A 20,784-nucleotide genomic window follows, 5' to 3' on the forward strand; every position below is an offset into this window, starting at 1 on the left:
AGATCAAACACCCACAACCCTCGGCACAATCAACTCCCACTGCTCGCACTTGTGCCGCGCCCGGTACTGCTCCTCGCAATGCCCGGACTGCCGGACCATGACGCCTGCGACCTCGCAGTGCTCCACCTCGAGCGGCAGCTTGAACGACTTGGCCGTGCGTCCCACGACCCGGCCGTCAGTGTCAAAAATCAAATAACGCTCATCCTGGGCGCTCAGAGTGAGCGGATCGCCGGGCTCGAGACTCGCCAGCGCCTGGTGAATGGGCGCACTTAGCGGTTGCCGTCCTGCAAAGTCGAGGTCAATGTCCTTGAGCGAGAGCTGCAGGTAGCGTTTGTCCAGCGCGGGCAGCACCTCGCCTTCAAAGGCTCGCACCCTGATCCCGTCAAGCAGGTACCGGCTAAACGGATTGCCGCCTGGAAATTCACAGAGGGTCAGGGTTTGTTCGGCGCGGGTCATGCCCACGTAGTAGAGCCGGCGCTCATCGTTAAGCGCATCCGTACCGGTTGGCCAGCCGCCATCGAGCAGCACCACGTGCCGGAACTCCAGGCCCTTGGCCGAATGCACGGTGCCGATATACAGGCCCTGCTTGGGCTGCTGGCGCAGTTCCCGCGCGTAGTCGTAGAGCCAGTCGATTACTGCCTGGCTACTGAGCTGGCACTCGCCGAGCTCAACCAGGAGTTGCCCGAAGGCAACTTCGAAGAACGCGTGCCACTCCTCATCCAGCGATGCACCCTGAACTGCTCGCCAGTGGCCCTTCGCATCCAGGGACCCGTTCTGCGAGCGCAGGTGCTCGACCGCTGTTACAAAACCACGCTGGCCGGTGAGCGGTAGGGCCGCATCCTTGTCTGCAGCCAAACAGTAATGCACGCCGTTTTGCTCGCACCACGCCTGAACGGGGTATAGGTACTCGTGCCGACGAGACAGGATGGCGCAGCCGTTCCATTCACCGCTTTCCAGCTCCAGCAGGCGCTGAAGCTCCGCAACGGCGGCCTGAGCCTGCAGGTTGGGCCGGGTTCGCTCATCGCCCTGTATGGCCAGGCGCATGACTTGCCCGCAGCGTTCGGCATCCATCTCTTCCCACTCGCCGCCTCGGGGGTGGTCCCGGCGAGCCGCATTGATCTGAATGGGGTGCTGCTGTTTCAGGCGTTGAGGATTGCGCTCGATAAGGCTGTTGGCGGCGGCGATGATATGGCGAGACGAGCGATAGTTATCGATGAGGTAGCTGGTGGTGGCTTCGTAGTCTTCCCGAAACTGCAGAATGTAGCGGTTGTTGGTCTCGCGCCACTGGTAGATGTTCTGGTCATCGTCGCCGACCGCCAGGATGCACAGCCGCCCTTCTTCGTCCGCCTTGCGACCGGCCAGGGCACTCACCATGCGATACTGAAGCTCATCGATGTCCTGGTATTCGTCCACCAGAATGTACCGATAGCCACGCAGCAGTTGCTCGCGCAGGTCATCGTCGCCTTCGGCGTGGCGCTTGCCTTCGAGCAGATCCACCGCATCCGACAACACCTGTTTGAGCGTGCCCTCCTCAACCGTTTCGCGACGCTCGAAGCGTGTGCCGGTCAGGCGCATGGCCATGCGGTGATAGGTCATGACGTTGACCCCGAAGGCATCGGCACCCACCAAACGCAGTAGGCGCTGCTTGATCTCGTTGGCGGCGTGGCGGTTGAAGGTGAGCGCGACGATGCTACTGGCCGGTACCCGCCGTACCCGCAGCAGGTACGCAATGCGATGCACAATTACCCGGGTTTTGCCAGAGCCTGGTCCGGCAAGCACCAGACGGTTCATGTCATCGTCATCGGCCACGATCAGGCGCTGCGGTGCGCTCAGGGTTTCAATGATGGTGTTCCAGGACTCCTCGCTGGTGGCGAGCTTCAGCACCTCCTCGCGCCCCTCGAAGTAGCGCTTGATGAAGTCCTGTTTGGAATCGCTGAAGTAATGCATCACCAGACTCAGCGCAGCCGCCATCTCGCCCAGGGCCACCTCGGCATACTCGCGCATCACATGAACCTGAATCCGCTTTTCCCGGTAGTGCTCGTCGAGTTTGAGGTAATCGTCTTTCCGGAATTTTCGGCGCCTGTCCGCGTCAACCTCGATGGTCATCGCACGACGCATCACGGTCATGCCGTGGTTGAGGGTCAGGATTTCCTGCTTATGCAGGTACAGCAGCACATACTCGATGGCGCGCTGGCGCTGCTCCGGTGGAATCAGGTGCGACAGTTGCAGGTCCGCTTCTAACGCACGAGCCAGCTCGCCAAAGGTGGTATCGACCAACAGATCTTTGCCATGCAGGCCTGCCGGGATCTTGCCGATAAGAAACTGCAGCAGCACACCGGCGAGTGCGCGACGTTTTTCGCCAAAAGCCTGAATCTGGGCCCAGCTGTAGCCACCCTTGATCCGCAGCTTGAGGTAGTCCCGGCTGACCTGCCGCAGCTCAAGCGTGCCTCTGCGTTGACTGTCGCTGTCAGGATCCTGGGCGAGGCTGCGCAGCAGACGCAGCACGTCAAGCGGGATGAGGTCCTTCTGGCCGGTGGCGTCTTTCAGTGCGGCGCTCAAGGGTGGAAGGTTCAAGTCCTGCCACGCGCCGCTCTCCGCATCCGGGGCCTGCTCACGCAAGCAATCGAATAAGGCGTGTTCAAGCTCCAGCGTGTGCTTGAGCTGTTGTCGGGCAGATCGGCCCGTGCCATGGCGTAGGTAGCACGTGAGCCTGGAGTCATTCTCCAGCAGGCCCAGCGCCTCCATTTGCTTGAGGGTGGCGGTGACCTCTTCGGAAGTCAGGCTGGTCAGGGCCATCAGCGCATCGGTGTTGATGCGCTCATCGGCGCCGGCGTCATAGAGAAAGCGCAAGATTGCCCGAAACTCCTCCAGGCGCCTGGCGGGGAGATCGGCTTTGGCGAGGCGCTGTTCGGCGTCTGCTTGGGACAGGCTGAGGGTGGCCGGGAAAATCTGTGTCTGGTTTTCTTCACGCTTCAAATACTGGCCACGCTCCAACCAGGCGACGGCGGTGACCACCTTGGTTTCGGCATCGCGGTCGTCGGCGTTGAAGCTGGTTTCAATGTCCTCATCGAGCAGGACCTCACCTGCGGTGATGACCAGCTTGGCGCCCTTGCGTCGATCGCTTTCCGTGCGCAGCTTGCTCAGGATCTGCTGAATGTCGCGCAGGCCGAGCTTGGAGCGCTCGCACATACCGAACTGGGTTTCGATGTCCTGCAGGTCGTAGAGCAGTACGCAACGGGCATCACCCTGGTCGCGTCCTGCTCGCCCGGCTTCCTGCAGGTAGTTTTCCAGGGAGCCCGGAATGTCGGCATGCACCACCAGGCGGATGTCGGCCTTGTCCACGCCCATGCCAAAGGCGTTGGTGGCAACAATGACTCGCAGCTCCCCGGCCTTGAACGCATCCTGAATGTCGGTTTTCTCATGGGGTTCGAGGCCGGCATGAAAATGTTTGCAGGACCAACCCTGGCCAATCAGAAAGCCAGAGAGCTCCTCGGTGCCTTTGCGGCTGGAGACAAAGACCACGGCTCCACCGTGGTCGCGACCAATGTGGTCCTCGAGCAGTTGGTGGGTACGGGCCCACTTCTCGGCACGGGTGCAGGGCAGAACCTCGAAACTAAGGTTGGTGCGCTCATGGGTGCCCAAAAAGGTCTCAAAACGGATGCCCAGTTGGTCGCTGAAGTGATCCTGAATATCCTGGAGTACATCGGGTTTGGCGGTGGCAGTAAAACAGCCAATCGGAGCCAGGGGGCTGTCACCGCTGTGCTCGCTGATAAAGCGCGACACGTAGTGGTAATCGGGCCGGAAGTCGTTGCCCCACTTGGACAGGCAGTGCGCTTCATCGAAGATCCAGGCGCCGATCTGGCGCTGCTTGATCGCCCGGCGAAAGGCCTTGTTGCGAAACTGCTCGGGTGAGACCAGCAGAATCCCCACATCGCCCATCTGCACCTTTTCCAGCACCTCAGCCCGCTCAGGCATGGTCAAAAGACCATTGAGGGTCGCGGCGCACTGCACGTTGCGCTCAAGCAGGCCGTCGACCTGATCCTTCATCAGCGACTGCAGCGGCGAGATGATCACCGTGAGGCTGCCGTTGCGGTGAAAACGGTTCAGGGCCGGAAGCTGGTAGCACAGCGATTTGCCGCCGCCGGTCGCCAGGATGGCCAACACGTGCTGGCCCCGCATGCCGGCCAGCACCACGTCGTGCTGCAGGGTGCGACCGTCCGGTTCGGTGCGAAAGTCATCGAAGCCGAAGTAGCGCTTGAGTTCGTGGCGCGGGTCGTGGGTGGTGGTGCAATAGCCGCAGCTGTCCTGGCCGCAGGGGGTATCACGCAGCTCGGCGATCAGCCGGCCCACTTCTGGAAATTGGTACCGCACCCAGGGGGCTAGCACCGAGTTGCCGCCCGAAACCCGCAGCCAGGCCAGTGCATAGGCCAACGGCAGATGCAGGGCCTCATCCATGAGGTCGGTTTCCAGCAACTGCTCCAGGCGCGTGCTGCAGACCTTGAGCCTGCGGGTCAGGGTCGGGTCGGTTTCTTCCAGCAGTTGGGGGATCAGGCCGCGCAGCTCGATGACGGGCTTGGGGCTGGTGCCAGTGAGGGAAGCGAAGAACGAGCCCAGGTCGCTTTTAAGTGTCGGGGCCAGCAGCGTCTGGTAGCACAGGAGTTCTGCCTGGTGGGTCTCGTTCAGTTGGGCGAAGGCCTGGCGCTGGTCATTGAACAGGGTGAGCGTGGAGCGGCAGTCCGACAGCGGCGAGTTGAGGCTGTCACGAATGAGTTTGTAGTCCTTGACCAGCCGGTGATAAGGGTTCTGCGGAAAGGCCAAAGGCGACAGGCGCAGGGTGTCGATCACCGGGAGCTGGTGCAGGGCCAGATGTGGGGCCTGGTCCTTGAGGATCGGCAGGTCATGGTCGATGACGTTGTGGCCGAGGACGAAGCTGGCGCCCTGCCCCAGGCTGTCCAGCGCATCAAGGACGTGGGGCAGATCCTTGTCGATCTTGCGTTCGAGCTCTTCACCGGTATCTGGGCGCAGGGCGCCGACCATGAAGATGCGGTCGGGCTGGTCGGCTTTGCCGGGAGCGACTTCGAGATCGAAGATCAGGCTTTTGGGTTGAGTCGGTGAAGCCATCCGGACGGCGATCCTTGCAACAGACTACGGGGCTGCTGGCACTGTAACGGCAAATGCCCGGTGTAGGTAGGTGCATGGGGTCGCGGGGTATCGAGGGGGGTTGCTGGGTGTGAGACGGGCAACGGAAGGAAAAGAGCAAGAGAGCAAAGATTGGGCGTCACCCGGCTGGGCCGGGGCGCGCTGGCGTGCTGCGCATCGAGCCGGCCGGGGCCGTCTCGACCCGTGGGGCGGTCATCGCTGACGCGGGGAAGTGCTAATATAGGTCATTAATATCGGCTGGCTGCCCCTGTCGCGTCAGCGCTAGCGATGAGCGCCTATGCGTTCGAGGGCGTACCATTGAGCAACTGCTCCCCCGTGCCTAGGCAGCGATAAATCACTCACTCAGGATGCGGTCGAGATTAACTCTTGGCGCGCCAACCACTTCAAGCTTTGCCTGAGAGGCCCAGGGCAGAAACTGTCTGGTAGCTCTCCGATTCGCGGCAAAACCTGAACGACCTCAAAGCCTCCACCCCCTAGCCAAGACGTTGCCTCGGTAATTCCGCCCGGATCTGTTCCATTGACGACGCGCTGAATGCGTGGAAACAAGAAATCCAGAACGGTCTGCGCATTGCGCTCAGCGACAACCCATCGGCGCCCCATTTTGTGGGCAGCTGCAGCAGTGGTACCGCTTCCACCGAAGAGATCTACAACTAGCTCTCCTGGGTTCGTTGCTATGTGAATAATTCTTTCTAAGAGAAGCTCCGGCTTCGGCGTATCAAATACCTCTCGGTCAGGGAAAAGCGACATCAGGTGACGCTTTGCCTCGTCATTCGTCCCGGTATCGGATGTTCCCCAGACAGTGAAGGGCACCAACCCTCGGAGCTGGTGTGCGAAGAGCTTAAGTCGAGGAGAACCATCACCCCCCTTCGGGAACCAAATACGCCCGTCGGCAAGCAAATCCTGGTAGGTCTGCTCCGTGGCATACCAAGACCGCCCTCTCGGTGGACGCAATGTTCGTCCAGTAGGAGTAACGATGTCGTACTGTTGCGCGCTACGAAAACCCGGGGCAGTAAACGGCGCATCCGACCATGGGCCTCTAGGATCATTGTCCTTGTTGATCAGCAGACTATTATCCTTCGAAAGCAGATTTCTTGACGTTTTCCACTTTTTGGGACCACTTGGTGCGTAAACGAGGATTGTGTCGTGATTTGATGAAAATGCTGCACGCGAATCACGTGTAGTTTTTTTCTGCCAAACGACTGATGCAACAAAGGCATCCTCACCGAAAACCTCATCCATGATAGATCTTGCTCGGTGAACTTCAGCATCGTCCAGATGCACCCAAATGCTGGCATTTTCGGCTAGCAGCGATCGTAGCGCCACGAGCCGGTCGCGCATCATGCTCAGCCACATTGAGCGCTCCATCGCGTCGCTGTATTGGCGAAATTGACCCTGAGTATTGAATGGCGGATCGATATAGACGAGTCGGATTCCCTGGTTGAAAACCGTGGTTCTCTCTGCTAGCGCCTGCAGAACATCCAATCCATCCCCGATTGCAAGCACATTCGAGCGAGAGCTAACCGGTTGACTAGATAGTGCCTCAATCGACGGAATGGCACGCAGCCTTTTGTCATTCGGGGTCATCCACTCATAGCCGTCAGCGCCTGCCGCACATAGGACTAAGTCTTTATTTGGCCAAATCAGTTGAATCTCAGACATACGCCCACCAGAACCAGAGATTGCCACACCACGATGCGCTCGATGTCCGGCGCTTCCTGTTAGAATACCGCCTCGCGACAAATGAGCCAAAAGACGTGGAAAAACAAGAGATTATACTCGAAAAGCCTACCAATCTGGAGCTACCATTGATCGAACCAGCCAGTCCGCCTATTAAGCCTTTCATCCGGTGGGTAGGCGGCAAAACGCGACTCCTTCCACGCATCCTTCCTCACGTCCCGCGGAATATTAAAGACTACTACGAGCCATTTCTGGGCGGAGGAGCCGTTTTCCTTGCATGCTCTAGCCGCATCTCAGGATGCGCGCGCTTAGCCGATCTAAACGAGCACTTGGTCGCTGCGTGGATCGCTGTAAAAGACCACCAAAGTGAGCTGCGCCCACTACTAGACTGGTATCAAGCACGAGACTCTAAGGAATTCTACTACGAAGTTCGAGCAACAATCCCTAATACCTCGCTTGAAAAAGCGGCTCGCTTCTTGTATTTAAATGGGGTCTCGTGGAACCATCTTTGGCGCGAAAACTCCCGCACCGGAGCCATGAATGTCCCTTGGGGAGACCGCTGCTTCAAAAATATTGACGAGACCACCTTTGCGGTCATGGCTGGTGTCCTAAAGAATGCAAAAATCGCCGCGAAGGACTTCCGCGAAGTTCTTAACGGCGCTTCTTGCGGAGACTTTGTCTACCTCGACCCGCCATACCTTCCTGTGTTTTCGCGCCCAGGGATTGAGAAAGAGCCCACCGCAAAATTTAATAAGTATACAGCAAAAACTTTTGAACTTCCTGACCTAATAGAGCTAGCTGAAATCTGCACAGCACTATCCAATAGAGGCGTGAAATGGGTAATGTCCAATCGCGACACAGAGCTCATTCATGAACTTTTCCCCGATAACGAGATAATTCAGTTTACAACGCATCGGTCATTAGCCGCACAAAGCCGACGAGAAGTTGAGTCACATAGATCGCCGGAAGCTATCATAATAGGGAAATAGTAAATGACTGCACTACCCGTCGAATGGGTTTTAGTAATTCACTACGGTTCTTCTGCTCATCGCGCAACCTACGGACGCCTATCGGGGACGTCATATACGAAGGACTATATCCAGCTATACAAAAGCAGCGCATTCGCCGATACGTTAAAAACTCACTTTCCATCGCTATTCACAGGCAATGAATCAATCCCCCTCGTGTATAAGTGGCCATCAGGAACAACCCTTGGCGCGCTCGTCCGAGTTTCAGCGGATAGACCACACTTAAAATGGGATACCGCTCGAGGCGCACCTCAAGCGTGGAAAATGTCGCTAGCGCCCAACGAAGCCGCCGCAGAAACCATACCGGGTGACCCTACTCACCTAGACAGTATCGCAGCTGACCACGAGTTCACGCTATTGCAAACGAGCGGAGCTGGTCAGCCATATCTGATGGCGATCAAACTAAGGGATGAGCCTGCAACCCTACATCTGCGTGCTTATCTAGAAGAGCCCAGCGACGAGTTCTCTTGGGCCAGCATGCAAAACGTCCCGCAAGAAATTCATGCCCTTGCAAAAAAGACAACTAAAAGCAAAGCGCTAGCCTGGTCGAGTATAGAAAGTGGAGGTTTGGTACCGAGTTCCGATATCCAAGCGACACTACAACAGCTAGCGACAACTGCTAACCTGACAAACGTACTAGAAAGTCTCAACGCTGAAGCAGGAAAAGAGCTGTCAGACTACCTTCGTAGCCCTGCATACGGACTATTTTTCGACCCCTCCAGAAATCATGATGCATGGATCAACGCTCCGGCAATGCCGCCGGCAGTAACAGCAACCACAGAGCAAATTATAGCTTTTCTGGAGACACGGTTCCCCCCATCCCAACAGGGGGACTCAGCCGCTGAGACATTCGAGGTTTCCCTCGAAGAAGTCGAAGATTTTAGAGCACAAATTGAGCAAAATAACTTTGCGGTCCCTGACACTCTGGCAACTACCAAGACTAGGGGCAGTGCGCAAAGGGCCTTTGCCGAAGCCGTGAAAAAAAACTATGGTTTTAAGTGCGCCATAACTGGAATTAAGACCAAGAATTTTCTCATTGCGTCCCATATCGTACCGTGGAGCCAAGACCACAGTATCCGAATAGACCCTTCAAATGGGATATGTCTATCACTGCTTGTGGATCGCGCATTTGAAGCGGGATATCTAACCATTGATGACGAGCTGACCGTTCATATTGAGTGGAGCAAGCTTAGCGAAGATGAGGCGCTAAAAAATCTTTTAGCGCCTCATGACGGGCAGAAGTTACGTTCCCCCGAAGCGGGCGCTCCAAAAATCGAGTACCTTCAGCGGCGCCGGGCGTTATTAACAGAGGGATAACACTGCCAATGGCAACCCACACACTTTAGGTTGCGGATTGGCCAATCTGAATTCACCGCCCGCCTTGATTCATAGAGGTCGGCCAGACTCTGGCGAAGCGGCTCTGGTGCATTGATCTTAGCCCTACGCCCCAGTCTGTTTGCCCTCCCCCAATCCCCCGCGCTAGACTGCGCCGGTCGTGGTCAATCCCACGACCGGGTGTAGCAACCTGAAACCGTTCGAGGGCGCGACAGCGCCATAGCTGGTAGTTGGTGCTTTGCATCAAGCTACTGCTTTGCTATGGCGGGCCGTGCGGGGCAGGCTTCGGCCTGGCCGGTTCCCTCGGACGCCGGTTTGCTACCCCCGTGCGGTCCGCCACCCATAACCGCGTAGCAACGGCGGGTGACGGCTCCTTAACCAGTTCGAGGAGCATAAGCAACATGCGATACATCCTTTTTACGCCCGCGCTCCACCTAGATTCATCAGCGTTGTTTCATGTCACCTCTTCGGAGGTGTGCCATGGCTGATCTTGAATCCACACTTCTCCTGTTCCCTAACCGTCCGAAAACGCCCTCCTCGTTCGTCGCATTACGACAGCCTGTGCTCGCTGAGGCGGAACTGCGTGTCGACATCGTCAAGAATCTCTTGGAGCAGATTGCTGGACCTGACGGCTTTTACCCGCAGGATCTGCGGTTGAAGATGACGGTCTATGCGGCTCAGGAGCTGCTCGACGAAATGGCTGTGCTGTATCGCCGCGCGCTTGGAGCGAGCGCGGTGCACGGCTGAGTCGCTTGGCGGGTCGTCTGCTTGCGGGCGGCCCGTTTCGCTTTGGAAGGTAGCATTGGCTACGGCCACGTACGCCTGACTGCCTTTGTCCTCATGCGCGCTTGAAACAGCATTGAGCGCCGTGGGCTGCGTTTAGCTATTCGCTGGGGTCTTCGTCCTGCTCGTGGAGCTGACTGCCGTGGAACTCGAACTGATCAGGCGCGCCACTCAGGATCTCTGCGAGGCCGGTGGCCTGGATGATCTGCACCAGGTCCTGGCCGGCTTGTTTGCGCGCATGGGAATCGACCAGTACGCCTTCATCTACGTCGACGGTCTGGTGCTGGGCAAGGGGACGCCGGTTATCGTCTCGAACTTCGACACCTGCTGGCAGGCGCTGTATCGCGAGCACCGTTATCAGTGCATAGATCCCTTCATGCGACGAGCACGACGCTGCGCCCTTCCCTTCCATTGGTCCGAGGTCACTGCCAGGCCTATTGGCTGCGAAGCCGATGCGGTGTTTCTGGCCTGTGCGCGGCGGCATTTGATTGATACATACAGGGGCGCGTCCATACCGGCGCATGCGCGTGGCGAGCAGATTTCCTCATTGAGCTTTTGCCAGTATCCCGATAACCACCATGGGCGGGACATCGGGATACTGGATGCGTACCTGCTGTCTGGGGTGGCGACTACCTTGCATCAATTGGTGGGTCAACTGGCGGCAAGCTGCCATGGTGAGTCGCTGACCACGCGGGAGCGTGAATGCCTGCTCTGGGCATCGCGTGGCAAGAGCCAGGAGGAAGTCGCGATGATCCTGGGCATCGCTGCGCGAACGGTGCGTTTTCATCACGAGAACGCCATGCGCAAGCTTGATGCGGGCAACATTGCCGGGGCCGTCGCCTTGGCCACCGCACTGGGCCATATCTGACAGGGTCTGGCGTTAGCTCAGGCCTGGGGTGACACGCGAACCGAGCCGTCGCCCGCGACATGAATGATGTAGTCGGCCCTGGCGATCACGGAGGGGCGGTGCGTGATCAGCACCAGCGTTCGGGTTCGTGCCTTGAGCAGGTCGATGGTGCGCTCTTCGCTCGCGACATCCAGTGCTGAGGTCGGCTCGTCCAGCAGGATCGTCGGTGTGCCGCGCGCCAGCGCCCGGGCAATGGCGATGCGCTGTTTTTCACCGCCCGACACGGCGGCGGCATCGAAGCCGACGTGTTTGTTCGCGAGTGGGGTGCCAGCGGCGTGGGTATCGAGCCCGAGTTGCTTGAGAATGGCGTTGAGCTGGGCGTCGGTCAGTTGTTCGTTTGCACCGTAGCGGACGTTGTCGGCCACGCTGCCGGCGATGAGTAGCGGATGCTGGGTGACGACCGAGACGGCATCGAGCAACGCGGTGCGGTCGAGGTCCTTTGCTTCGGCGCCGAACGTCCTGACGGTGCCCTGCTCTGGCTGGATCAGACCCACGAGCAGGCGCAGCATCGTCGTCTTGCCGGCGCCCGAGGGGCCGGTTATCGCGTAGGTATGGCCCTGCCTGATCTGCAGGTCGACATTGTGAAGGATCGCTCGGCCCTCGGCGTAGTAGGAGACGGCCTTAAGCTCGAACAGGATGTCCTGGTCCGTATCGGGCGCCTGCCGGCCTTGGGGTTCCGGTTCCATGTCCAGGTAGTGAAAGCCTCGGTCCAGCAGTACGAAGTGGTTGCGCAACTCGATCAGCACACTGGCCAGCAGCGCCAGCTGGAACGTCAGCTGAATGACGTAGCCGTTGATCATGACGAAGTCGCCCACCGTGTAGGTGCCCGAGGCCACCTGGCCGACCACATACAGGGTGGATGCCAGCAGCAGCGCGCCCACCAGGGCGACCTGAAGGAGCATCAGCAGGCCAATGCGCAGGTTGCCGAGGGTGACGCTGTCGATGAAACCGCCGACCTTGCCGCCGTAGCGCTGTTGCTCATGGGCTGGGCGTTGTTGAGCTTGATCTCCTCGACCAGACGCATCCGCTCTACGAAATGGGACATCACCTGGTTATTCGATTCCATGATGCGCTGGTGTATGCCCCTGGTCTTGCGCGACAGCCGCACCGACAGGCCTACCAGGGCGATGATGCCGACGATGAAGCAGGCAGCAAACACCAGGTTGATCAGGTTGGCCAGCACGATGAACACGAACAGCAGCTCGACGAGCGTGGGCAGTACGATCCAGAACAGGGTGCTGGTCAACGCGCTGAACGCCCCCTTGGAGCGCTGGGCATCGGCGACCAACACACCCTGGTCTAGCGTGCGGAACTCGGTGTACGGCACCTTCAACAGGTGATCGAAGAACGCCCGGTAGAAAGCGGCATCGCAGCGCACCAGCACGGCGGCAGAAATGATGTTCTTGGTCCACTCCAGTACTTGGGCACCGGTCCAACACAGTGCATAGGCCGCTGCGGTACCCAGGATGACCGCCATTGCCTCACCGGCGGACAGCCGGTTGGTGGCTTCGCGAAGCAGCACCGGTACGGTCGTATTCAACAGAGCCAGCGCCAGCAGGATGGCCGAGGCGATAGCAAAGTAAGTAAAGGCCTCCGGGTAGTATTTTCGGACCAGCCTCAGCGCGCGTCGATATTGGTCCCACCCCGCCCTCATTAATCCTCCGAAGTCACCTTTCAGGGTGATTAGCGTAGCCTGGCGGTCGTCGCAGACATCGGTGCGCGATACGCTCTCGAATCAAGGGGCCGGTGCTGATCCACCTTGGGCGATAGCGCTGCGTTGACAAGCCGAGCCGAGCTGAGCAGCGTTTCATGTACAGGCTTGGGCAACCAGCTGGCAGATATGACAGGCTCCCTGTGCGGTGGCATCGAACCGCTGATCGAGGGCAATGGGTCACGGAGGCGCTTTGAGCTCAACGGGAGGTCGTCGCGACTTTCCATCGCCTGCCCCCGGCAAAGATGCCAAGCCCCTATCAGGTGTGCGCGTCTACCTTTCGAGCATCTCAATTCGGCTTGACCAGATGCAGGGTACAACAGGATACTGTTTATCCATACAGTATCGGTAGTATCGATCCTATGTCCTCTGTGGTCGCACTCGACCGCCTGCTCGATTCACGCCAGGTCTGGCGTGGCCAGGCGATTGGCACGTCATCCTCCTCAACCCAGCCGACCGGGCATGCTGCGCTCGATGCTGCCCTGCCGGGCGGCGGTTGGCCGAACTCGGCGCTGAGCGAGATCCTGATAGCCGCCCCGGGCGTCGGTGAGCTTCGCCTGCTGTGGCCGACGCTGGCAAGCCTGACCCAGACGGGTGAAAGGGTGGTTTTGGTGGGGCCGCCTCACGTGCCCTACCCCCAGGCGTGGCTCGCCGCAGGCGTTGATTTGCGCCACCTGGCCATCGTCCGGGCTGCCGGTCGCGATGCGCTGTGGGCTGCCGAGCAATGCCTGCGCTCGGGCAGCTGTGGTGCGGTGGTGTGCTGGCCAAGGCAGGCGGACGACCGCGCCCTGCGCCGTCTGCAGGTGGCGGCCGAAACCGGGAAAACGCTGGCGTTTGCCTACCGTCCTCTGAGCGAGGCCGTAAATGCCTCACCAGCGGCGCTGCGCCTGGTTCTGGATGCCAGCCAGGTGCGGATTCTCAAGTGCCGTGGCGGCTTGGCGCCCGCACGGCCCATCGCGACACCTGCGCTTGCAGCCAGTGGCTGGCATTGAGGTGGCGATGCTCTGGGCCTGCATCCTCTTCCCGCAACTGGCCATGGATGGCGTGCTGCGCCAACGTGCCGATGCGGATTCGCCTCTGGCGCTGCTCGCAGGACCTGCGCAACGGCGCGTGCTGCAGGCGGTCAATCCCGCCGCGCGGGCGCTGGGGCTGCGGCCCGGCCAGTCCCTGATCGCCGCTCAGGCCTTGAGCCAGAACTTCGCCACCGCCGACTACGATCCGGTTGCCATCGAGCGCTGGCAGCAGTTGCTCGCCGCCTGGGCCTACGGCTTCAGCGCCCAGGTCAGCCTGCACTATCCCCGCTGCCTGCTACTGGAGGTGCACTCGTGCCTTGGCCTGTTCGGCCCCTGGCCCCGTTTCGAAGCACGGCTGCGCGAGGAGCTCGGCGCGCTGGGCTTTCGCCATCGCATTACCGCAGCCCCCAATCCGGTCGCCGCACGGGTGCTGGCCAACGTCCATGATGGCCTGGCAATCACGGAGGCTGACACACTGCGCCAGGCCCTTGGTCGCTTGCCAGTGCAGCACCTGGGGTTTTCCCGTGAAGCAGCTACGGCCTTCGCCCGCATGGGCCTGCGCGATCTGGCCCGGATACTCGCCCTGCCGCGTGACAGCCTGAGTCGACGCTTTCCTGCCGAGGTACTGCTGCAACTGGATCGACTGCTTGGCATCCGCCCGCTAGCCCTGGACTTTCACCGCCCACCCGATGTGTTCGAGCAGCGCATCGAGCTGAACTTCGAGGTCGAGTCGCATCAGGCACTGCTGTTCCCCCTGCGCCGGCTGACATCTGATCTGGCCGCCTTCCTCGCCGGACGCGACAGCGGTGTACAGCGTTTCATTCTGCATCTGGAACACCGCGCCATGGCCGACAGCCAGGTGCCGGTGGGTTTGCTGAGTGCCGAGCGCGACGCCAGCATGCTCTTTGAACTGACTCGAAGCCGCCTCGAACAGGTGCAACTGCCCGCACCTGTGCTGGCCGTACGGCTGGTCGCCCGTGAGCTACCGCGCTTTGCCCCGGCGCACGGCCAGCTGTTCGAGGAGCGTCCGCAGCAGTCCCTGCCCTGGGAGCGACTACGCGAGCGCCTGCGTGCGCGCCTGGGCGATGACGCCGTGCATGGCCTGGGTGCCCGCGCCGATCACCGGCCCGAGTGCGCCTGGTCCACGGGCTCTTCAGTCCCGCCGCCACGGTCTGGTGCTCGCCCCGGCTGGCTGCTGGCCGAACCTCAGCCGCTGCGCGACAGCTCCCTGCAGATCCTCGCCGGTCCCGAGCGCATCGAGTCCGGCTGGTGGGACGGGGCCGATGTACGCCGCGACTATTATGTGGTGCAGATGCGCAGCGGCCAGCGTGGCTGGGCATTTCGGGCGGTTGGCACCGATGGCCCTCTGCTGCTGCATGGCTGGTTCGCATGAACGACTATGCCGAACTGCATTGTCTGTCGAATTTCAGTTTTCAGCGCGGGGCCTCCAGCGCGCAGGAGCTGTTCGAGCGCGCCGCGCGTCTGGGCTATCGCGCGCTGGCGATCACCGATGAATGCACCCTGGCCGGTGTCGTGCGTGCCTGGCAGGCCTCGAAGGACAGCGGCGTGCCGCTCATCGTCGGCAGCGAAATGCCGATTGAGGACGGGCCCAGGCTGGTCCTGCTGGCCGAGAATCTCACCGGTTATCAGGCGCTTTCGCGCTTGATTACCCTGGCCCGGCGACGCGCTGAAAAAGGCCGCTACCGGCTGCTGGCCGAGGACCTTGCGGAGTCGACCGAGGGCCTGCTGGCGATCTGGCTGGCCGGTGATGATGCCCCTCACGCGCCTTGGCTGCACGAGCGCTTTGCCGATCGATTGTGGCTCGGCATTGAGCTGCATCGTGGGCCGGATGACGCCGCGCACTTGCAACGACAGCTCCACCTGGCCGAGGCCTGCGGCCTGCCCGCCGTGGCGTGCGGTGACGTTCACATGCATGCCCGTGGACGACGCGCCCTGCAGGACTGCATGACCGCCATCCGTCATCACCTGCCGGTGGCCGAGGCTGGCGCCCATTTGTTCTCCAATGGCGAACGTCATCTGCGCCGACGCGAGGAGCTTGCCGAGCTGTATCCGCCCCAACTGCTGGCCGAAACCCTGCGCATCGCCGAACGCTGCACCTTCGATCTGGGTCAGTTGCGTTACCAGTACCCCCATGAACTGGTGCCGACAGACCATGACGCCACCTCCTGGCTTCGTAAACTCGTCGAAGACGGTGCCCGTTGGCGTTGGCCAGAGGGCGTGCCAGAAAAGGCTCGGGCACTGATCGAGCATGAACTCGGCCTGATCGCCGAGCTGCAGTACGAAAGCTACTTTCTGACGGTGCATGACCTCGTGCGCTGGGCACGCGGGCAGCACATCCTGTGTCAGGGTCGCGGCTCGGCGGCGAACTCCACGGTGTGTTTTGCTTTGGGCATTACCGAACTCGACCCGGCACGAACGGGCACCCGGATGCTGTTCGAACGGTTCATGTCGCGCGAGCGCAATGAGCCGCCCGACATCGATGTCGATTTTGAGCACGAGCGCCGTGAAGAGGTCATCCAGTACATTTTCCGTCGCTATGGCCGCGAGCGCGCCGCCCTCACTGCCGTGGTCAGCAGTTACCACGGGGCCGGGGCCGTACGCGATGTGGCCAAGGCCCTCGGCCTGCCGCCCGACCAGGTCAATGCCCTGGCCGACTGCTGCGGACGCTGGAGCGATAAGCCTCCCGACGATGAACGCCTGACTGAAGCCGGTTTCGACCCGGAGAATCCGCTATTACGTCGCGTCCTGGTACTGACGGGCGAGCTGATCGGTTTTCCTCGTCACCTGTCTCAGCATCCCGGCGGCTTCGTCATCTCCGAGCAGCCCCTGAGTACGCTGGTCCCGGTAGAGAATGCAGCCATGGCCGGGCGTACCGTGATCCAGTGGGACAAGGATGACCTCGACCTGCTGGGCCTGCTGAAGGTCGACGTACTCGCGCTCGGCATGCTCAGTGCCCTGCACCGCTGCTTCGATCTGATTGAACGCTATCGCGGCACACGGTGGACCCTTGCAAGCCTGCCGGCGGAAGACCCGGCGACCTACGCCATGATCAGCCGCGCCGACACCATCGGCGTATTCCAGATCGAATCGCGGGCGCAGATGGCCATGCTGCCTCGCCTGCGGCCAAAGACCTTTTACGACCTGGTGATACAGGTGGCCATCGTGCGTCCCGGTCCCATCCAGGGCGACATGGTCCACCCCTACCTGCGCCGGCGCAACGGCGAGGAAGCGATTGCGTATCCCTCCGAGGAGCTTGTGCCAGTGTTCGAGCGGACCCTGGGCGTGCCGCTGTTTCAGGAGCAGGTGATGGAGTTGGCCATCGTCGCAGCGGACTACACCCCGGGCGAAGCGGACGAACTGCGCCGCAGCATGGCCGCGTGGAAGCGTCACGGCGGGCTGGAGCCGCACCGCCAGCGGTTGACCTCTCGCATGCTGGAAAAGGGCTATACGGCGCAGTTCGTCGAGCGCATCTTCGAGCAGATCAAAGGCTTTGGCAGCTACGGCTTTCCGGAATCCCATGCGGCCAGCTTCGCCCTGCTCACCTACGCCAGTTGCTGGCTCAAGTGCCATGAGCCGGCAGCCTATGCCTGCGCACTGATCAACAGCTGGCCGATGGGGTTCTACAGTCCCGATCAGGTGCTGCAGGATGTCCGGCGCCATGGCATCAAGGTACGCCCTGTGGATGTCCGTTACAGCGATTGGGAGTGCAGCCTGGAGCCTACCGGCGCTGTACAGCCGGCCATTCGCATCGGCCTGCGGATGATCCGTGGTGTGCGCGAGGCCGAGGGGCGGCGTATCGAAGCAGCACGCCAGCTGCAGGCCTTCACCAATGTGGACGATCTGTGCCGGCGCGCTCAGCTTGATGCCCGAACCCGTGAGCAACTGGCTGATGCAGGTGCCCTGCAGGGGCTGGCCGGCAATCGTCATCAAGCACGCTGGGCGGTGGCCGGTGTTGAAACGCAGCTGCCCCTGTTTGCCGGTGTGCCCCCGACCGAGGACACACCGGCGGCGCTGCCAGCGCCCTCGGTGGGTGAGGATCTGCTGACCGACTATGCCACCCTCGGTACCACGTTGGGGCCTCATCCCCTGTTGCTGCTGCGCGAACAGCTTGGCGCCCTGCGTTGCCGCAGTTCACGCGAGCTGCTTGAGATGGAGCCTGATCGGCTGATCAGCGTCGCCGGCCTGGTGATCGGTCGCCAGCGACCGCAAACCGCCAGCGGCGTCATTTTCGTTACCCTTGAAGACGAGTTTGGCATGGTCAATGTGGTGGTCTGGAACGACCTGGCCGAACGTCAGCGGCGCGTGCTGTTGCAATCTCGCCTGCTGCGCGTGGATGGCCATCTGGAAATGGCCGATGGCGTACGCCATGTGATCGCCGGTCGCCTCACAGACCTCACTGCGCTGCTGACCGGCCTGGATGTACGCAGCCGGGACTTTCAATGAATGAAGGCAGTCCCAACTGCGTGCAGGCCCGCACAGGACATCGTTCGGCTACTCCGGTCCCAGAGCCCCGATCACGGAACCGGACGCAGCCCCCAGCAGTGCTCCAAAGACGGCTGCAGGAATGGCGCCAAGCCCTACTATCTTGACGCCCAGCGTTGCTCCGGCAGCAGCGCCGGTGATCGCACCCTGTACGTCATGAGCGATCACCAGTGCCAATTTCTTTTTGTCCAGTTGCTCCGCGAACTCTTTCACGTAGAGGAGGCTGTCCTCGGCGATGCTGCCGATCGCTGCGGCCACATCGTTCCTGGCACGCTTGAGTTGCTCCACGAGGGCGCGCAGCTCTTCCTCGATCGCTTCAAATGCTTGCTCGCTCAGCAGGCTTCTGCTGAGCGTCTTGAGGATCTCGGCATCGCCTTCTCCGATGATCTCTTTCTTCACGAGGCTATCGATCTGCACATAGAAGGCGCCCTCGGTGAACAGAGGCTGGCCCCTTAGCAGCCGGGTTGTCTCGAACAGGATTTCTCGGTGGTATGTGCCAATGTCGGTTGCCGGCACGTTCAATAAACCGACAGTGTCGGGTGTCTGCCCTATGCCAACGGCAGGCAGCATTGCGGCAACGCCGAGGCCGGCAGATCCAAGCAGGACTTGGCGCCGTCCGTAAGCGTGAGTGGCGTTCATCTGGAGTGCTCCTGATTTCCGTCGGGTTCTCCCGACATACCGAATCGGGGATAAGGGACATCTTCCATTTATAGGTTAGATCGCACCTTTTAGCCTGCTCTATTGAAAACCACGTGCAGAGGTCACTGTGACCGGGTGTGCTTGCTGCAGGCGTGCAACAGCTGCAGCACCTTAGGACGAGGTCGCTGTGTCGTCTGCATCCGGCTCTTTGGCCAGGCTAACGCTCCAGTGGCCGCCTGACTCCTGCACGGCATGCAGCAGGTCATAGGTCTTGATCATGTTGAGCAACCCGGAATGCCCATAGGCGCTGGGCGAGAATGCAGGGTCGGCGCGCTTGAGATAACCGCCCAACGTGCTGAGGGGAACCATGCCTTCGTTCGTGCCAGCCACCATGAGGGCGACCGCATCGACCACGAAGCGGGGTCGACGCTTGACGACCGGTTTGGCGGGTTCCGCCTTGGCGTCGACCTTTGCACAAGTCGCTGCCCGGGGCTCCGGTGATTCGCCGGTCTGCTCAGGGGCCTGGCGCGTCCATTCAAAGAACTCATCACTGGCGTTGCGCAGCGCATCCGGTGTCTTGGCTTCGCCCACAATACAAACCGTCGCGCCCCGCTCCCGGAGTTTGCGACACAGGTACGCAAAGTCCGAATCGCTGGTTACCAGGCAGAAGGTGTCGGCACGTGCGTCGAAGAGTACTTCCAGCGCATCGAGCGCCAGCGCGATATCGGCGGTGTTCTTGCCTGGCGCATACTGGTATTGCAGGCAAGGGGTGAAAGCCAGGCGAACCAGGGCATCTTGCCATCTGTTCGCTAACGTCGCGTGGTTGCCGTAACCGCGTCGAACCACTACCCGCCCAAACTGTGCGGCGACGCGCGAAGCATGTTCCAAAATCTCCGGTGAAACGTTGTCGCAATCTACCAGGACCGCTACCCGAGTCTCGCCATTTGCTGGAAACGCCATCCTGTATTCCCCTTCATCCCTGATCGCCCCTGTGGATCGGCACGTCGTACTGGCTGATCCTAGCGCAACGGCACAGGCACTCCAACCGAAGAGGACTCTCTCAAAGGCGTTGCCAGGATGTAAACCGGCACGTGGTATAGCGGCAGCTGGGAGAGGATTGCAGCGGCCTTGCTCGGTACGCTACTGCACAATTAAGCGAAGGCAGAACAGGATCGGCTACGTGCCGACGTCCAGTCTGAACGCATGGTTGCCTCCCGCTTCGCTGGCGCTGAGGAGCTGTGCCGAGATACGCCGAATTTCCGCATAGACCTCCAGCCGCTCTTCCGCTGTTAGCGGCTGGTCTGCGAAATCGGCCTGCGCCAGGTCAATATCAGCGAGCATCTCTCCCGCAAGCCTTCGGGCAAAAGCTCTCGCCAACCTTTTTCTGATAAATCCGTTGTCCATGCCACGTTCTCGAAACCGGGTGAAGTCGTATACCTCGACATGCCATGCGGTTCAACCTGACTGCCCCGCTTCAGCATCTGCGGTGCGTGATCAAGACTGACGCACGTCTCGTCAGCGCGACGCGGTCATCTACATCTACACGCACAGGGAGCGAAAGCCTGCGCGCTTCGCTTGCCGTGATTAACCGAACCTCCGTGTGGGGTATGGGGACGGTCTTGCTGTTTCCTCTCACCGTGTCACGGCGTTCTCGCCGTCAAGGGCTTCACCCGCGTGGCGTGTTTGCGGCGGTCGCCGGCTACGCCCCCTGACTGCTTGCGCTGCGCCGTGCCGGACCGGTTCCGGGCAATTCCGCCCGAGCTACCGGAGCACCGACATGTCGATTTCCTCTTGCGCCATGGTCTCTTCTCTTTTGATTCAAGACGAAGCAGGCCACTATGTGCCGGCCACGGCCGATCAGATCCTGACGGCAGCCCGCCAGGTGATAGATCTCAAGATCCCGCGCGGTGCAGCGTTCACCGCGCCTGACGTCGTCAAGGACTACCTGGGCGCCAAGCTGGCAGGCTTCGAGCACGAAGTGTTCGCAGTGCTGTTCCTAGACAACCGGCATCGCCTGATCGAGTACGT

General features: G+C 60.7%; 15 protein-coding genes. 8 read left to right on the plus strand and 7 right to left on the minus strand.

Translation table 11 applies throughout. From position 1 onward, the window contains the following. Positions 1 to 3: 3 nt before the first annotated feature. Together NAV32_RS16285 and NAV32_RS16290 are read right to left on the minus strand one after the other, a co-directional pair. Positions 4 to 5,121, minus strand: a complete 5,118-nt coding sequence (locus NAV32_RS16285) for a RecQ family ATP-dependent DNA helicase (protein WP_256053843.1) — start codon at positions 5,119 to 5,121, stop codon at positions 4 to 6. A gap of 381 nt (positions 5,122 to 5,502) precedes the next feature. Beyond that, positions 5,503 to 6,819, minus strand: a complete 1,317-nt coding sequence (locus tag NAV32_RS16290; RefSeq protein ID WP_256053844.1) for a site-specific DNA-methyltransferase — start codon at positions 6,817 to 6,819, stop codon at positions 5,503 to 5,505. A 95-nt stretch (positions 6,820 to 6,914) separates the two neighbouring features. Here NAV32_RS16290 and NAV32_RS16295 point away from each other — a divergent pair, with 95 nt between their 5' ends. The 4 genes from NAV32_RS16295 to NAV32_RS16310 all read left to right on the plus strand — a co-directional run bounded on the left by NAV32_RS16295 (position 6,915) and on the right by NAV32_RS16310 (position 10,851). Then, complete coding sequence (locus tag NAV32_RS16295) at positions 6,915 to 7,826, plus strand: DNA adenine methylase (protein WP_256053845.1); 912 nt, start codon at positions 6,915 to 6,917, stop codon at positions 7,824 to 7,826. A gap of 3 nt (positions 7,827 to 7,829) precedes the next feature. Next, on the plus strand, positions 7,830 to 9,182 hold the full coding sequence (locus tag NAV32_RS16300) for an HNH endonuclease (protein WP_256053846.1): 1,353 nt from the start codon (positions 7,830 to 7,832) through the stop codon (positions 9,180 to 9,182). 498 nt (positions 9,183 to 9,680) lie between these two features. Further along, a complete protein-coding gene (locus tag NAV32_RS16305; RefSeq protein WP_256053847.1) occupies positions 9,681 to 9,947 on the plus strand; it encodes a hypothetical protein in 267 nt (88 codons plus the stop codon). 178 nt (positions 9,948 to 10,125) lie between these two features. Continuing rightward, complete coding sequence (locus NAV32_RS16310; protein ID WP_256053848.1) at positions 10,126 to 10,851, plus strand: LuxR family transcriptional regulator; 726 nt, start codon at positions 10,126 to 10,128, stop codon at positions 10,849 to 10,851. Between the two features lie 17 nt (positions 10,852 to 10,868). On the opposite strand, the gene NAV32_RS16315 is transcribed toward NAV32_RS16310, so the two are convergent. Continuing rightward, entirely contained in the window at positions 10,869 to 11,792 is a 924-nt protein-coding gene (locus NAV32_RS16315) for an ATP-binding cassette domain-containing protein (RefSeq protein ID WP_256053849.1), read from the minus strand. After that, entirely contained in the window at positions 11,792 to 12,544 is a 753-nt protein-coding gene (locus NAV32_RS16320; RefSeq protein WP_256053850.1) for an ABC transporter transmembrane domain-containing protein, read from the minus strand. The genes NAV32_RS16315 and NAV32_RS16320 overlap by 1 nt, the downstream gene beginning before the upstream one ends. Before the next feature lie 419 nt (positions 12,545 to 12,963). Between NAV32_RS16320 and imuA the strand changes: the two genes are divergently transcribed. Genes imuA through NAV32_RS16335 form a run of 3 tightly spaced genes read left to right on the plus strand, consistent with a single transcriptional unit; the run spans position 12,964 to position 18,078 of the window. Next, positions 12,964 to 13,593: a translesion DNA synthesis-associated protein ImuA gene (gene imuA / locus NAV32_RS16325; RefSeq protein WP_256053851.1), complete on the plus strand. Its 630-nt coding sequence runs from the start codon at positions 12,964 to 12,966 to the stop codon at positions 13,591 to 13,593. Positions 13,594 to 13,600: 7 nt separating this feature from the next. Next, positions 13,601 to 15,007 carry a Y-family DNA polymerase gene (locus NAV32_RS16330; RefSeq protein ID WP_256053852.1) on the plus strand — a complete coding sequence of 469 codons (1,407 nt, stop codon included), beginning with the start codon at positions 13,601 to 13,603 and terminating at the stop codon, positions 15,005 to 15,007. Next, positions 15,004 to 18,078 carry an error-prone DNA polymerase gene (locus NAV32_RS16335; protein WP_256053853.1) on the plus strand — a complete coding sequence of 1,025 codons (3,075 nt, stop codon included), beginning with the start codon at positions 15,004 to 15,006 and terminating at the stop codon, positions 18,076 to 18,078. The genes NAV32_RS16330 and NAV32_RS16335 overlap by 4 nt, the downstream gene beginning before the upstream one ends. Before the next feature lie 48 nt (positions 18,079 to 18,126). Here the strand turns inward: NAV32_RS16335 and NAV32_RS16340 are convergent, their stop codons facing one another. The 3 genes from NAV32_RS16340 to NAV32_RS16350 all read right to left on the minus strand — a co-directional run bounded on the left by NAV32_RS16340 (position 18,127) and on the right by NAV32_RS16350 (position 20,160). Beyond that, on the minus strand, positions 18,127 to 18,756 hold the full coding sequence (locus NAV32_RS16340; protein ID WP_256053854.1) for a hypothetical protein: 630 nt from the start codon (positions 18,754 to 18,756) through the stop codon (positions 18,127 to 18,129). 171 nt (positions 18,757 to 18,927) lie between these two features. Further along, entirely contained in the window at positions 18,928 to 19,716 is a 789-nt protein-coding gene (locus NAV32_RS16345) for an NYN domain-containing protein (RefSeq protein ID WP_036998428.1), read from the minus strand. 216 nt (positions 19,717 to 19,932) lie between these two features. Next, positions 19,933 to 20,160: a hypothetical protein gene (locus tag NAV32_RS16350; RefSeq protein WP_003298081.1), complete on the minus strand. Its 228-nt coding sequence runs from the start codon at positions 20,158 to 20,160 to the stop codon at positions 19,933 to 19,935. Between the two features lie 373 nt (positions 20,161 to 20,533). Here NAV32_RS16350 and NAV32_RS16355 point away from each other — a divergent pair. Continuing rightward, positions 20,534 to 20,784, plus strand: a 251-nt coding sequence (locus tag NAV32_RS16355; protein WP_336604873.1) for a JAB domain-containing protein, incomplete at its 3' end; no start/stop codon positions are given.

The sequence above is a fragment of the Stutzerimonas stutzeri genome, from assembly GCF_024448695.1.
Lineage (GTDB): Bacteria > Pseudomonadota > Gammaproteobacteria > Pseudomonadales > Pseudomonadaceae > Stutzerimonas > Stutzerimonas stutzeri_T.